The sequence below is a fragment of the Actinocorallia herbida genome, assembly GCF_003751225.1.
Classification (GTDB): Bacteria; Actinomycetota; Actinomycetes; order Streptosporangiales; family Streptosporangiaceae; genus Actinocorallia; species Actinocorallia herbida.
This window is the reverse complement of record NZ_RJKE01000001.1, coordinates 5,808,323-5,822,870: the sequence shown is the minus strand read 5'-3', so window position 1 is coordinate 5,822,870 and position 14,548 is coordinate 5,808,323. Positions and strand designations below refer to the sequence as shown.

14 protein-coding genes are annotated in these 14,548 nt (G+C 70.0%); 12 read left to right on the top strand and 2 right to left on the bottom strand.

The genetic code is table 11. The features are described from left to right. The first annotated feature begins 56 nt into the window (after positions 1-56). From EDD29_RS26440 to EDD29_RS26415, 6 genes are all read left to right on the top strand, one after another. A complete protein-coding gene (locus EDD29_RS26440) occupies positions 57-953 on the top strand; it encodes a LysR family transcriptional regulator (RefSeq protein WP_246053036.1) in 897 nt (298 codons plus the stop codon). Between the two features lie 365 nt (positions 954-1,318). Beyond that, positions 1,319-1,879, top strand: a complete 561-nt coding sequence (locus EDD29_RS26435; RefSeq protein ID WP_123666983.1) for an ArsR/SmtB family transcription factor — start codon at positions 1,319-1,321, stop codon at positions 1,877-1,879. Then, positions 1,872-2,717 carry an SRPBCC family protein gene (locus tag EDD29_RS26430; RefSeq protein ID WP_123666982.1) on the top strand — a complete coding sequence of 282 codons (846 nt, stop codon included), beginning with the start codon at positions 1,872-1,874 and terminating at the stop codon, positions 2,715-2,717. Before EDD29_RS26435 ends, EDD29_RS26430 begins: the two co-directional genes overlap by 8 nt. Before the next feature lie 157 nt (positions 2,718-2,874). Next, positions 2,875-3,675: a methylenetetrahydrofolate reductase gene (locus tag EDD29_RS26425; RefSeq protein ID WP_123666981.1), complete on the top strand. Its 801-nt coding sequence runs from the start codon at positions 2,875-2,877 to the stop codon at positions 3,673-3,675. Positions 3,676-3,779: 104 nt separating this feature from the next. Further along, a complete protein-coding gene (locus tag EDD29_RS26420; protein ID WP_123666980.1) occupies positions 3,780-3,965 on the top strand; it encodes a hypothetical protein in 186 nt (61 codons plus the stop codon). A gap of 112 nt (positions 3,966-4,077) precedes the next feature. Continuing rightward, entirely contained in the window at positions 4,078-4,986 is a 909-nt protein-coding gene (locus tag EDD29_RS26415; protein ID WP_123666979.1) for a hypothetical protein, read from the top strand. Between the two features lie 284 nt (positions 4,987-5,270). Here the strand turns inward: EDD29_RS26415 and EDD29_RS26410 are convergent, their stop codons facing one another. Further along, positions 5,271-6,110 carry a DUF11 domain-containing protein gene (locus EDD29_RS26410; RefSeq protein ID WP_123666978.1) on the bottom strand — a complete coding sequence of 280 codons (840 nt, stop codon included), beginning with the start codon at positions 6,108-6,110 and terminating at the stop codon, positions 5,271-5,273. A 535-nt stretch (positions 6,111-6,645) separates the two neighbouring features. Continuing rightward, complete coding sequence (locus EDD29_RS26405; protein WP_123666977.1) at positions 6,646-7,248, bottom strand: response regulator transcription factor; 603 nt, start codon at positions 7,246-7,248, stop codon at positions 6,646-6,648. Between the two features lie 182 nt (positions 7,249-7,430). On the opposite strand from EDD29_RS26405, the gene EDD29_RS26400 reads away from it, so the two are divergent. From EDD29_RS26400 to EDD29_RS26370, 6 genes are all read left to right on the top strand, one after another. Next, entirely contained in the window at positions 7,431-8,315 is an 885-nt protein-coding gene (locus EDD29_RS26400; RefSeq protein ID WP_123666976.1) for an ABC transporter ATP-binding protein, read from the top strand. A gap of 28 nt (positions 8,316-8,343) precedes the next feature. Then, positions 8,344-9,063, top strand: a complete 720-nt coding sequence (locus EDD29_RS26395) for an ABC transporter permease (RefSeq protein WP_123666975.1) — start codon at positions 8,344-8,346, stop codon at positions 9,061-9,063. 66 nt (positions 9,064-9,129) lie between these two features. After that, positions 9,130-10,254 carry a sensor histidine kinase gene (locus tag EDD29_RS26390; protein ID WP_123666974.1) on the top strand — a complete coding sequence of 375 codons (1,125 nt, stop codon included), beginning with the start codon at positions 9,130-9,132 and terminating at the stop codon, positions 10,252-10,254. A 64-nt stretch (positions 10,255-10,318) separates the two neighbouring features. Then, positions 10,319-11,650, top strand: coding sequence for a hypothetical protein (locus EDD29_RS46455; protein ID WP_211359910.1), 1,332 nt, complete (start codon positions 10,319-10,321; stop codon positions 11,648-11,650). A gap of 701 nt (positions 11,651-12,351) precedes the next feature. Beyond that, a complete protein-coding gene (locus EDD29_RS26375; RefSeq protein ID WP_123666973.1) occupies positions 12,352-12,717 on the top strand; it encodes a MerR family transcriptional regulator in 366 nt (121 codons plus the stop codon). A 46-nt stretch (positions 12,718-12,763) separates the two neighbouring features. Continuing rightward, the gene (locus EDD29_RS26370) at positions 12,764-13,765 is read left to right on the top strand and encodes an NADPH:quinone oxidoreductase family protein (RefSeq protein WP_123666972.1); all 1,002 of its coding nucleotides are present in this window, start codon (positions 12,764-12,766) and stop codon (positions 13,763-13,765) included. Positions 13,766-14,548: the final 783 nt, after the last annotated feature.

Sequence of the window (14,548 nt, the reverse complement as noted above, 5' to 3'; positions counted from 1 at the left end):
CCTCTGGGCTATCTTGTCTAAGATCGATATTGCTATGCGGTTATGTCATGGGAGTCATGATGGAGCTGAACGCGCTCCGGCAGTTCCTGGTGGTCGCCCGGCTGGAGCACCTCAGCCGGGCCGCCGACGAGCTGCGCATCGCACAGCCGTCGCTGAGCCGCACCATCGCCCGGCTGGAGGGCGAACTGGGCGTGCCGCTGTTCGACCGCAGCGGCCGACTCCGGCTGAACGACACGGGAAGGCTCTTTCGCGACCACGTCGAGCGCGCCCTCGGCGAGCTGGAGGCGGGACGACGTGCCGTCACCGAAGCCGCCGGCCGGGGCCTGGGCGCGGTGCGGCTGGCGTCGGAGACCTTCCTGACCCTCACCGGCCCCCTGTCCGCCTTCAAACGCTCCCACCCCGAGGCCGAGATCGGGCTCCACTGGTCTCCGCCCGAGGACATGGCCCGGCGGCTGCGCGCCCAGGAGATCGATCTGTGCGTCGCCTCCCAGCCGATCAACGCCGAGGGGCTGGAAGCGGTGCGCCTGTTCGAAGAGGAGGTCGGAGCGGCTTTTCCCCACGACCATCCGCTGGCGGGCCGTGCGTCGGTGACCATCGCCGACCTCGCCGACCAGCCGTTCATCACAGCCCGCCACGGGCACTGGCTGCGCAGCCTGCTCGACCGGCTCTTCGCCGCCCACGGCCTCACCCCGAAGATCGTGTGCGAGAGCGACGAGCACAGCGCCATCGCCGACCTCATCAGCGCGGGCCTGGGCATCGGCCTCGTGCCCGCCTTCGCCCGCCGCAGTGCCACCCGCGCCCCGCTCGCCTGGATCCCCGTCGACGACCCCGGCGCCCGCCGTACCGTGACCCTCTACTGGACGGCCGACGGCCATCCGTCCGCCGCCGCCCGCCTGATGCGCACCACCCTCACCGACTGGAACTGGATCACCGGCGAACCCCCCTCCCCGTGACCCCGGTTCCTCGCGTACGGCGCCTGGGCGACGTCGGGCCACCGCCGTCCCCGAGCTGCGGATCGCGACGAGCCGTCTGGGCGAGCTCCACGCGGCCGCGCGGAGCGAGCCGCCTCCCGCGTCGGACGTCACCGCGCAGGAGCAGTTCACCGAAGGCTGCTCGAACAGGCCGACGCTGACCGACAGGCTCGCCGGGCGGGTCGGGCCCGTCGTGGTCGGGCCAGGCCGCCAGGTGCCGGATCAGGCGGGTGCGGCCGGGCGGGATGGCGGTGCGGGCCGGACGTCCGCCCGGTGCCCACCGGCCCATGCCCGATCGGTGCGAGCCATTGACAAGGTGAATTTTTATATAAAAACTAGTTTTTGAGATGAGAGACGTCCTGTACCTGGAAGAGATCGAGCAGGCCGAGACCCTGCTCAAGCCGCAGCGCATCGAGGTGCTGCGGCAGCTGGCCGAGCCGCGCAGCTGCACCGAGGTCGCGGAGCGGCTGGACCAGACCCAGCAGCGGGTCTACTACCACGTGCGCAAGCTGGTGGACGCGGGCTTGGCGACCAAGGTCGCCGAGCGGAAGGTCCGCGGCATCCAGGAGGGCGTCTACCAGGCGAGTGCCCGCTCGTACTGGCTGTCGCCGCGGCTGGTCGGCCGGATCGGGCTGCGCCGCACCCGGGACGTGCTGAGCCTGGGTCATCTGCTGGACCTGATGGAAGAGGTCCAGGCCGATGTCGCCGCGCTCGACCCGGCCGCCGGTGAGCTTCCCTCGCTCGGTGTGTCCGGGGAGATCCGGGTACCGGCGGAGCGGCGCCAGGAGTTCTTGACCGACCTGCAGACGGCGCTGCAGGGCCTGTTCACCCGCTACGGCGGCGCCGAAGGCGACGCCTTCAAGCTGGCCGTGGCCTGTTACCCGAAGGAGAGCATCCCCGATGACTGAATCGATGACGTTGCGGGCGCGGGTGTCCGCGCCGCTCAAGACGGTCCGGCACGCCCTGACCGACGCCGCCGAGCTGCGGGTCTGGCTGGCCGAGTTCGCCGAGGTCGACCTGCCGGAACGCTTCGAGTTCTGGGGCCGGCACACGCCCGAGGGCGACGCCCCGCATCAGCGGGTCCTGCACGCCGACGACGGCACGCTGCGGTTCGCGTGGCTGCTGGACGGCGTCGACACGACCGTCGAGATCTCCCTGGCCGAGGAGGGCCCCGACAGCACGATCGTGTCGCTGGCGCAGAGCCACTACTCCATCGAGGAGCAGATGACCGGGTCCAGCATCCGGGGCGTCCTGCAGACGTTCTGGTGCCTGTCCCTGGCCAACCTGGTCGACCATCTCGAGGGCCGCACGCTCAGCGTCAAGGCCGACTTCACCTCCGCGGTCATGCGCGACGAGGTCCTCATCGACGCGCTGCGCGACCAGGTGTACGACTCGCTCATCGACTCGGAGAAGGTCACCGCCTGGTTCGGGTTCCCGATCGGAATCGAGCCGTGGGTCGGCGGCCGCTACTCCATGGGTGGTTTCGAGTCCGGGCACGCCGCGAAGGTCATCGATCTGGAGCCGGGCAGCCGGGTGTCGGTCGACTGGGGTGACGGTCCGGGCATCACCACCTGGGAGCTGGCCGATTCCGACGGCAAGACCCGCCTGACCATCGTGCAGAGCGGGTTCGACGAGCAGAACCCGCCTTACGCCGGCTGGCTGGGCAACGTGTCCGGATTCGCCGAGCTCCGCCGCTACCACGAACTCCCGGACTGGCGGCCGATCTGGCTCGACCCCGCAGCCTGACCCGCACCCCGCCCTCGCCGGGCCCGCCGTCGACCGAAGGCGGGCCCGGCCTCGTCACATGCGGGGCCCTGAGCGGTTGAGGAACCCGCGGACAACCGATGGCGCTGAGGTCGATCATGGCTCTACGAGCCGGTGGTCGGCCGTCTAGGGTGATGGCATGACACGTGGGTTCGAGGTGGTGTGTGAGATCGAGCCGCCGACTCGGCCGGATCTCCGGCGGGTGCGGCACCAGATCGGGGTACTGGACGCCGTCGCGGACGCGTTCTTGATCCCCGACAATCACATCGGGCGGGCGACGGTGTCGAGTGTGGCGGTCGCGCACGAGGTGCAGGCGATGGGAGCGACCGGGATCGCCTGCCTGAACGCCCGCGACCGCAACCTGCTCGGCTTCCAGCGGGACCTGCTGACCGCCGCCGCCTACGGCGTCCAGCGGTTCCTGTTCGTCTACGGCGACAAACCCGCCTCCGGCAACCGCACCGGCGAACTCACCGTCCGGTCGATGCTCGACCAAGCCCGCGCCGCGACCGCCGACCCCGTCTTCGCCGGGCATCCGCGGTTCCAGATCGGTGTCGCCTCCGGCATGCGGCCCCTGCCCGCCTGGAAGCAGCAGGCCGACTTCGTGTTCGCCCAGGTCAGCTACAGCCTCGACGACCTGCTGCGGTGGCGCGAGACCGTCACCATCGACGCACCCGTCTACGCCGGGGTGATGGTCCTGGCCAGCGCGGCCATGGCCCGCAACCTTGCCGCCACCATCCCCGACATCACCATCCCCGACGCACTCGTCCAAGCCGTGGAACACGACCCCGACGCGGGCATCGCCGCCGCATGCGAGCACGTCATGGCCATCCGCGACAGCGGCGCCTTCGACGGCGTCCACCTCGTCCCCGTCAGCCGATACCGCCAGACCGCCGCCCGCCTCGAACCCCTCCTCCGCGAACCTCCCAGAAATCCCCGATGACCTCCGAGGCGCGGACGGGCTTCGCGTCGGGGGTGTCGGCAGACGGTCTCCGAGGTGTTCCGGCTCCGCCGCGACCTCATCGGCATCCACCACGTTCGCAACCGGTGCCGGGCACGCGGCGTCTCCCCGCCGTCGTGTCCGGGCCCCTGCCGAACCTCCACGACCTCGCCGCGAACGACGCCACCACCGCGCTCATCATCAACGTCATCACTCCCGTCGGCCGGTTCCAGCGAGACCTGCAGGTGCTGATCGGACAGGGCGCGCCCACCGCGATCCGCCGGGGACGCTGAGCCGACGAGCATGAAGTGATCGGCGAGGCGGTGCGTCGAGTCGGCTCCGCCTCACCGGCACCCCGTTCATTTCGTGTGACACGTTCCCGACCATGAGAATCGGATACAGCGCATGACAGCTGAGCCCGCTGCGGTCCCGGGTGCTGAGATAGACCGCACTCTTTTCGCCGCGCTGCACGGCGAACTGGTGCCGCACGGATGGCGTGATCCCGCGGAGGCGAGCGAAGACGCCTACAGCCTCTTCTCCAAGAGGTCGCTGGCCATGGGATGGCTCACGGAGGCGCGGGAGGGCGCCGCAAAGATGAGTTGGTGGATGAACGACGCGGATCTGGGCGCGGACTCGGCGTCACGGATTCCGCGGGTCGCCTGGTTTCAGGTGCGGGTGAGCCAGCCGATCTCCTCCGGCCTGCCGCTACCGACGCAAGCCTTCCTGGCCTGTATCGGTGATGTCATGGGCCGGATGGGAACGCTGAACCTGCGGGCGGTTCAACTGCTCCTGCCGGAAGGCCGTCCGGGCGGCCCGGCCGCGGGAGCACCTTTCGGAAACATCGGAGCGCTACTTCAGGCAGCCGACTGGTTCACCGACACCGACCCGCGGAACGAGACAGAGGTACTCGTGACCATGGACAGCGGACAGGACCCGTCGATCCCGGCAGTGGCACCCGGAATGGTGCAGTGGCTTCAAGAATTTCACCAGAACATCTGCGTGTTCGACTCCGTCTCCGTGACGGATGACAGCGAATCGCTCCTGCAGCCCGCCATCGGCGACCATTTCTGGCCCGGCCCTCCCCAGAACCGAGCCGTTTTCCGGTGTGTTCTCGCGGAGTGGTCGCTGGACATCATCGGATGGCTGGCCGCCTTCCTCGCGGAGGCGAGCGTCCAGCACGGCGTCACCACCCCGGTTCTGCTCACCGTCTTGACAAGCTCGGAGAGGTCGTCGTCTCATGCGGGATGTGCGGCCGGCGCCAGAGAGCCGAGCCGGACGACGCGGGCCGTCGAGCCGAGGTCTTCGCCCGAGTGAGGAAGACGAGGGTGACCGTGTCGGCTGGGCGCGACGGACCCGTTCGGCGCGGTTCGGTGCCGAATGGGTCAGGCCTTCCCAGCCGACGACGTCTCCGACGCGCACCGCGGCCTCGTGGAGGCGATCGGCGCCACTTTGCCGGGGAAGGCTCAGATGGGGTCGGGACTGTTCTGTCCTTCTGTTGCCGTGCCGCGCCGAGGCTGGGGAGCCTCGGCGCGGGACGGGGTGCCGGCGGGATCAGGGTGGATGGGATGCGGCGGTGGGAAATGTGCTCTTGTCGGTGATCAGGTGCAGCTGACGATCAGGCCGGTGAGGACGGAGCAGTTGAAGGTGATGGTGTCGTTGGCCGGGTTGGGGTCGTTCGGGGTATTGAAGGTGAAGGTGGCGGTGTAGTTGCCGAGTGCGAGGAGGGAGACGGTGCGGCCGAAGGTGGGGTTGATCGACGCGCCGACGGCAAGGTTGGGGCCCGGGCAGGTTTCGGTGTCGGGTCCGCCGGTGCAGCCGACGCCGGCGCCGCTGGCCAGGAATCCTGACGGGCTGATGGTCTTGGTGACGGTGCGGCCGGTGGCGGTCGCGGTGCCGATGTTCCGCAGGTTCCACTGGAAGACGATCTGCTGGGTGAGCGCGTTGTAGGTCACGCCGATCTTGGTCGCCTGGACGTCGGGCAACGGCTGGGTGACGGTGATGACGGGGCCGGTGGCGGCGCCGGTGGTGGAGCCGCCGGAGGTGTAGAACTGCGCCTTGGGCGTGAACGTGGTCGCGGCGGTGGCGGCGTCGACGGTCAGGGTGAGGGTGTAGGAGAACGCCTGCCCGTTGGTGAGGGCGGGCAGTGCCATCCGGTAGAGGCTGCCGACCTCGGTGCAGGTGACTCCGCCACCGCAGGAGCCGAAGGTCGTGAACGACGTGAGGGCGCCGGGTCCGCCGGTGGAGAAGACGTCGATCCGGGCGCCGGTGTAGTTGCCGTTGGAGGTGCCCGCGACGGTGATCGTGGTCGCGGTGCCCGCGACGACGGTGGTCGGCGCGGCGGTCACGGTGAGCGCGGGGTGGGCGGAAGCGGGCACGGCTACGGCGAGCGCACCGCACAGGGCGAGTGCGAATGCGGCGGCCAGGGCTCTGAACTTCATGGGGGACTTCCTTCTCTTGAAGGGGATGGGGATCGCAGGGGCTCGGCGCCGAGACCGGCCGCCGAAAGTGGTTCCGCGGCGCGGTCTCGGTCACGAAACGTTGCTTCGCGCCACTCTGTGTTGCCGGACGGATTTTCACACGACGCCCGCATGCCCACAAGAGATGAAGAATCCAGAAAATGGAATTTCGTCCGCCAATTTTGGACAATTGCCCGGACATATGGGTGATTGGTGTGGCAGAGCTCCCGCCGTACGGTTTCGGCGCGAGCGCATTCGCTTTCGAGAACGTCGGCCGCCACTCCGTACGACCGGAATCCGTGGGCGGCCGGCGGGTCGGCGGCACAAATCCACGGCCCGGGTCGGCGGGAGGCCGTCCGTGTCGAAAAGCCGTCTCACCGGGGCGGTTACGGTTGCGGGAGATCGGAGCACGTAGCAGCCCGACCGGGTATTCGCGCCGGAGCATGCGAACTTCGCCGTCTGGACATCTCGTTTCAGAGGGTGCTCTGTCCCGCCGGCTCCGCCGTTCGGGGGCGGGTCACAGCCAGTCGTGTTCGCGGGCGTAGCGGGCGGCTTCGTGGCGGGTCCGGGTCTGGGTCTTCTGCATGGCGTTCGACAGGTAGTTGCGGATGGTCCCCTCCGCCAGGTGGAGGCGGGCGGCGGACTCGGCGACGGAGTAGCCGTCGCGGGTGGCGCGCAGGACGTCGATCTCCCTGTCGGTGAGCGGGCAGTCGTCGATGACGGCGAGGGCCGAGACGTCCGGGTCGATCCAGCGCTTGCCCGCGTGCAGGGTCTGGATGACCTCGGTGATGTGGGAGGGGTCGGCGGACTTGCTCACGAAGCCCTGGACGCCGAGTCGCAGCGCCCTGCGCAGGACGCCCGGGCGGGCGTGCCGGGTGAGCATGAGGATCGTCTGGTCCGGGAGCTCGCCGCGGATCTCCGCGACGGCGCCGAGCCCGTCCGTCCCGGGCATCTCCAGGTCGATCACGAGGACGTCCGGCCGGTGCGCCAGCGTGGCCCGGACGGCGGCGGCGCCGTCCTCGGCCTCGGCGAGCACGGTGATGTCGCCTTCGAGCGGCAGCAGTGCCGCGAGGGCCTTGCGCAGCAGGGCTTCGTCGTCGGCGAGCACCACGGTGGTCATCGGGGTCGTCCTTCCTCGCGCCCGGGCGGTCGACGGCCTCCCGGGGGGCTTCCCAGTATTCTCGGCGTTTCCCGGCGGCCGCCAGTGACGCGGCGTCATGGTCTCGCCCGTGGAAACGTCATGCCGGAACGATGACGCTGCGGCACTGACCGGCGGGCCGCGCAGCGGGTGGAATCGACGGCATGTCCACCGAAGCAGTGATCGAAGTCGATCGCCTCCATGTCGCCTACGAAGGCTTCCACGCCGTGCGGGGCCTCTCCTTCCAGGTGCGGCGCGGGGAACTCTACGCGCTCCTCGGCACCAACGGGGCGGGCAAGACCTCGGCCCTGGAGGTCATCGAGGGCCACCGCGCGCCCGCCTCGGGCACCGTCCGGATCTTCGGGCGCGCCCCGCGCGACCGGCGCGCCGTCCGGCCGCGAATGGGGATCATGCTCCAGGAGAGCGGCTTCGCCCCGGACATGACGGTGAAGGAGACCGTCCAGCTCATCGGGAGCCTTTCCGGGCGCGTCGACATCGCCCATCGGGTCGTGGACGTCGTCGGCCTCACCCGCAAGGCCGGGACGAGGGTCTCCCAGCTGTCCGGCGGCGAGAAGCGGCGCCTGGACTTCGCCACCGCGGCCTACGGGTCGCCCGAGCTGCTGATCCTCGACGAGCCGACCACGGGCCTCGACGTGAGCGCCCGCGACGACCTCTGGGAGACGGTGGACCGCCTGCGCGAAGACGGCTCCACCATCGTCCTCACCACCCACTACCTCGAAGAGGCCGAGGAGCGGGCCGACAGGATCGGCCTCATGCACCAGGGCTCCCTGCACCGGGAAGGCACTGTCGCCGAGCTGCGGCGGGCGCTCCCGGCCGAGATCCGCTTCCGGCTGCCGGCCGCGTCCCCGGCCCCTCCCGCGCCCGCGCGCGCGGACGGCGAAGGCGGCTTCCTCATCGAGACCTTCGACCTGCCCGACGACCTCTACGCCCTGCTCCGGTGGGCGCGCGACGCGGGAGTCGAACCGCGCGACCTGGAGGCCGGGCCGACCCGGCTCGACGACGTCTTCCGCTCCCTCGCCGGCCATTAGACCCCGCAGACCCGGAAAGGCCCCGCACATGCTGTCCCTCGCCCGCAGCGAGCTGACCCAGATCCTCCGCAACCGGCTCGTCCTGATCACCGGCTTCCTTCTCCCGACCGTTTCCGCGGCCTTCCTCATCCACCGGCACGAGCTGTTCGCCGATTCCGGCGGCCTCGGCTACATCGCGGCGGTCCTGGTGTTCACCGTGGGAGCCCTCGGGCTCTACTCTTCGGCGGTGACCACGCTGGCGTCCCGCAGGCAGACCCTGTTCCTCAAGCGGCTGCGCTCCACCGCGGCGAGCGACACCGGCATCCTGACCGGGCTGCTGCTCCCGGTCGTCGCCGTCGCGCTGATCCAGGTCACCGCCCTGCTCGCCGTCCTCGCCGTCGTCGCCGACGCCCCGGCCGACCCTCCGCTCCTGGTGGTCGCGGTCCTCGCCGTGCTGGCCATGATGACCGGACTGGGCCTGGCCACGGCCGGGCTCACCACCTCGCCCGAGCACGCCCAGGTCACCACACTGCCCATCGTCCTCGGCACCATCGCCGTCGCCATCTGGGTCGGGATCACCGGAACCGGCGATCTCACCGCGCTCAAGCTGCTGCTCCCCGGCGGAGCCGCCGCCGACCTGGCCGCGGGCGCCTGGAACGGCGGCCTCACCGGAGCCGAGGCGCTGGTCCGGCTGGCCCCGACCCTGGCATGGATCGGTATCGCGGTCACGCTCGCCGTCCGCCTCTTCCGCTGGGAGCCGCGCCGCTGACGACCGGACGGGGCGCGACGGTTACGCGCCGAGAATGGGGACAGGAGCCCGGAAGGGGGTAGGAGAATGGCGTCCGAGCAGGTGGAGGAGACGCAGAGCCGGCTGGTCCACCTCAACCGCGGCCTGGTGTCCGGCTCGATCGCGGCGGTCGGCGCGCTGCTCGTCGCGACCGAGACCAGGTCCGGGCCTGAGGCGCTGCTGCTGGGCGGGGGCCTGGCCGCGACGCTGGTCGTCGTCGACCGGTGGCGCGCGGGCCGCTTCGCCAGGGGCGCGCTCATCGGACTCGTCATCACCGGGCTCGTCTTCCTCGTCGGCGTGCTGGCGGCGGACGCAGCTTCGGCGTCCTACGGCTTCGCCATCGCCGCGACCATCGCCGCCTTCGAACTGCCGCGCCACCGGCGGCCGCTGTTCGCGGGGATCGCGATCTTCGCCGGGGCCGTCATCGCGGTGAAGGTCCTGACGTCGCCCTCCGGGGAAGGGGTGGACACCCTCCTCCGGTACGGCGTCACCTCGCTGTGCGTCGCCGGGGGCGGCTCGGTCCTGGTGATCCTCTCCCACGCGATGAACGACCTCGTCGGGGAGCTGGACAAGGCTCGGGAACGGGAGGCGGAGACCGCCGTCATGCGCGAGCGGGTGCGCTTCGCGGGCGACCTGCACGACATCCAGGGCCACACCCTCCACGTCGTGAAGCTGAAGGTCGCCCTGGCCAAGCGGCTGCTCCGCACGGACCTCGACCGCGCCGCGCACGAACTCGACGAGGTGCACGACCTCGTCGCCGCCACCATCGCCCAGACCAAGGAGCTCGCCTACGCCCAGCGCAGGCTGAACCTCTCGGCCGAGCTGGAGAACGCCAAGAACCTGTTCGAGGCCGCGGGCATCGGCGTCGGCGTCGAGCGCAGGGGCGAGGTCGACCCGCGCGTGGGCGAGGCGCTCGGCCAGGTCCTCCGCGAGACCACCACCAACATCCTGCGCCACGCCGACGCCGCACAGGTCTGGATCACCCTGACCGAGACGGGCATCTCCGTCGCCAACGACGGCGTCCGGCCGGGTGAGGCGCCGCGGCTCAGCGGCCTCGCCACCCTCCGCGACCGCCTCGCCGCCCAGGGCGGCGACCTCACCGTGCACCAGGCGGACGGCGTCTTCTCCACCACCGCCTCCTTCCCGCGCCGAGACGACACCGCGAACGGATGAGCGCGAACTCGGGGACCGAGTTCCCACCGCCGCCTCCAACCGCAAGGAGGAACAAGAGCTCGGCATGCTGTGCCTGCAGATCCTGCAGTCCTGCCTCGGCTACATCGACACCCTCATGATCCAGGACACCCTCGCCCTCACCGAATGGCAGGACGCCCTCACCGACGCCGACCGGCGCGGCCTGACCCTCGTGTTCCACACCGACTGGACCCCGTGCGGCGAGATCCAACTCGACCTCCACAAGCGCCTGACCCTCGGCATTATCGACGGCGAGGAGCCGGCCGTCGCGCCAGAGACCGCAGCGGTCGCCGCGTTTCCCGGGGATCTTGGGAATTCCACCGAATGCGGGCAGTGGCCGTCATACTCTCCCGAAGTGATCTGTCGGAGGTGTCCGGGTATGCGGGGCAGAGTGGTGATCGCCGCGGTGCTGGGCGCGGTCATGCTGGCGGGTGTGAGCGTGCTCGCGGTGGTGCGGCCGTCCTGGCTCGGGGGGACCATCGTGGAGATCCCGGAGGCGGGCGGATGCCCGCGGGAGGGCTGGAAGGCGGAGCCGGTCGCCGATGGGGGCGGCCCGCTGGTCGAAGGTCGGCCCGAGACGGTGCGGCTCTGCTCCTACACCGAGGTCGGCGAAGGCGGTGGCGGTCCGCCGGTCGGAACGCTGCACGGTGTGTGGGCCGACCGGCTGGTGGAGGAACTGAACGGCCTGCCGAGATCGGACTTCGGCAGTGATGGCGAATTCCTATGCGCCGGAGTCGGCGCACCGTATCCGACCCTGGTGCTGACGTCCCCCGGACGGCCATCGCGGGTGATCGGCATCGATCTCGGCGGGTGCGGCGGGGTGTCGAACGGAAAGAGTGTCCGCGCCCATCCGCATAAGGCGCTGAACATGTTCCTGCGGCTCTACAGGGAACAGCGTGTCGCAGAGTCCTCGCCTTCGGACAAGCAGCCGGCCGCCTGCACGAAGGAGCTGCCCCGCGACGAGGCAGGAATAGCGGACGTGCTCTCCGAAGAGACCGTCGGACTTCCTGAGTACCAGAGGTATCAGCCGGGGGAGTTCGCCGCCGTGACGTTCTGCCGCTACCGCGGGTCGGGTGAGCGGCTCGCCCTTGTCGCGTCGGAGAAGGATCGCGGTGACCAAAGCTCCCTCCGCGAGATCCTGTCCCGGTCCGGCGTGAGCCCGTCCGCGATGCGGGACTGGGAACTCGAGCGCGAGTGCCTGGACCGCGGGCGGTTCAGCGGCCTCGATGTGCTGCGCCTGCGAGAGACGACCGGCATGCTGTACGACATCGCGTTCGTCCGCCTCCCCTGCACCGCCACGGTCTCCCCGCTCCAGACCATAGGACTCGAGTTCGATCCGGACCTGAGAACCCTCATCGACGACCGCTTCCACGACTGACTCCGCCGGTCCTCGCAAGCGAGAACACCGGGGGCCAGGAAGCTACTCGGCCGGGGGCGGGGCGCTGCGGGCGCGGTGGACGCAGACGCGGCCACGGCCGCCCGACTGCTGGAGGACAGCTTCGGCCGGGACGTTTCGGTCAACAATGCCGGGGCCACCGGAGGAACGGCACAGGAACCGACCAAGGCCGAACCGGCGACCGTCCGGACGGCCGTGGAGGTCAACGTGATCGGCGTCGTCCGCGTCACCGACGCGATGCTTTCGCTGCTGCGCCGTTCGCGCGGGGATCGTGAATGTCTCCAGCACCGTGGGTTCCCTGACCCGGCAGAGCGCCTAGGGGAAGCTCACGCCCTGTGTACAGCAGCTCGCCGGACACCGTGTACCCACCGACCGCCACGGGATGCGGAGCCACCGACCAGCCGCGGGCGCCTGAGGTCGATGAGCCATGTCGGTGATCCTGGTTCCCTAGAGAACCTCCAACTGCGATTTCCAGCATCCGTCGCCGTACCGATACGAAGGATCTCGCAGGCTCAGTGCGGCCTTGAAACCGTCTTTGCGACCAGCGAGGCTCGACGGGTTGGAGCCGCACGCCAAGTGGTCGGCTCCGGAAGTCCTTCGGGGGTTGACCGGAGCACCGACGAGCACGTCATCGGGGTGGCCGGTGCTGGAAGATCGCTGTCCTCCCGGATGTTGCCCCAGATATGAAGATCAGCGAAGCCTCCCGAGTGAGCGGTGTGAGTGCGAGATCCTTGCGGCACTACGAGGACGAGGGTTTGATCGCCTCTGGTCGCTGCAGTAACGGGTTCCGCGACTACTGCCAGTCCACGATCGATCGGGTGTTCGTCATCCGCTCGCTGCGGGAGTCCGGACTGCCTGTGCGGTTGATCCGGGAAGTTCTGCCTCATCTGACTGATGAACCCGATGCCGGCACGGACATGGTGTGCGCGGAATTCCTGCACGAGGTGCAGAGCTACCGCGATCGGCTGGCGGCACGCATCGCCGTTCTCAGTGACCAGCAGGCGGCACTCGACACCTACCTTCGCGAGGCCCGTCGCACTGACCCATGACAGCTGCTTGACCTTGACGTATGTGTCAACGTCCTACGTTCGCCCCATGGAGATCTACGAGCAGCAGACCGTACGAGCACTGATCCAGGCCTCGCACCGGGGACCGGAGGACCTGACCCTTGCGACCGACCAGCGCCGTCCCGCTCCAGGGTCTGGGGAGTACCTGATCCGCGTCGGTGCCGCCGGGGTCAACTTCGCGGACGTCACGCAGACACACGGAACGTACGCAGGCGGCCCGCAGGCACCGTACGTGGCAGGTTTCGAAGCCGCCGGCGAGATCGTGGGTGTCGGCCCGGACGTCGAGAGCCCGCTTCCGCTCGGCACCCATGTCGTCGGAGCCGGCCCGGGCGCCTTCGCGCAGTACATGACGATGCCGGCCGCGGGTGTCCTTCCCGTGCCGTCCGGCTGGAGCGACGCCGAATCTCTCGGCCTGGTGCTGAACTGGGCCACCGCCCTGGCGGCGCTGAAGCCGTTGGGCGAGATCAAGACCGGTGACGTGGTGCTCGTTCACGCCGCGGCCGGCGGCGTGGGGCAGGCCGCGGTCCGTCTCGCCCGCCACTACGGTGCCCGCGTCATCGCCACCGCGTCCCCGGCCAAGCACACCACCGTCAAGTCACTTGGCGCCGACGAGATCCTGGACAGCCGACACCCCGATCTGGCCGCGGAAATCACCCGCCTGACCGGCGGAGTCGACCTGGTCCTGGAATCGGTGGGCAAGGCCACCTTCGAGACCAGCCTGGCGGTCACCAAACCCTTCACCGGACGCGTCGTCGTGTTCGGCGCCGCCTCGGGCCACGCCACACTGACCACGCACGACCTGGTCTTCACCCACCACATCCAGATCAAGGGCCTGCACATCGGTGCGCTGGCGGCCACAGCCCCGTCGCTCTATCAGTCGCTGCTCGTCGAGATCGAGGCGCTCATCGCCCAAGGCGTGTACCCGCCCGGCACTCCCCAGGTTCACCCCCTGGCCGAAGGTCCCGAGGTGCTGCGGCAACTCGAAGCCGGCCAGACCAGCGGCAAGCACGCCCTCGATCCCTGGCGCTAATCGGTCGGCTCCAGGGTGGGCAGCGGCCCTGGCCGCCGCCCACCCTGATGTGCCGCACACAGTCCCCGGAAGATGGGCCGCCCTCCGTCCATGCCCGCGTGTTCCGCCGTGCCCGTGGAACCTTCGGGGCGGCTCAGTTCGCGTGTGTGGCTGGTTGAGGGACCTTTCTCCGGTCGTGGGACGTGTGTGATCGTGCGCGGCCACTATTGATCCGGATTCGTGTGGTTTGCGGCGGCATGGCTGGCCGCTTTGCGAGAGAGCCGGATGTCGCGTGGCGCGTGTGCTGGACGAGGACGAGCTCGTTGGGAACCGGACGTTGGTCGGGGACGAGCTGGATCAGCTGTCCGGCCGGCGGGGCGTGACGAAGCTCGGGTTCGCGCTGTTGCTGCGGTTCTACGCGCTGAACGGCCGGTTCCCGGCGGGCCGTGCCGAACTTCCCGATCAGGCGGCGCCCATCGGGGCCTCGGCGGCCTTGCCGGTGTCGTCGGCGCCGCAGCCCGAGACGAGCGCGAGGGCCAGGGCGGTGCCGGCGAGGATGGTGAGACGCTCCATTCTGGTTCTCCTTGGTCGGTTGAGCGTGGTGTGACGGTGACGACGGACATGTGCCAGCCGGTCGCGCCGTCGGGGAAGGGCTCGGAGCGCAGCCGAGGCTGGAGCGCGCCGGTCGCGTCCGTGACCCTGGCCTGGATGCGGTGGGTGCCCGGGGAGGCGTCCCAGTCCAGGGACCATTGGCGCCAGGTGTCGGTGCCGGGAACGTCGGCGAGCCGCGCGGTGCGCCAGGCG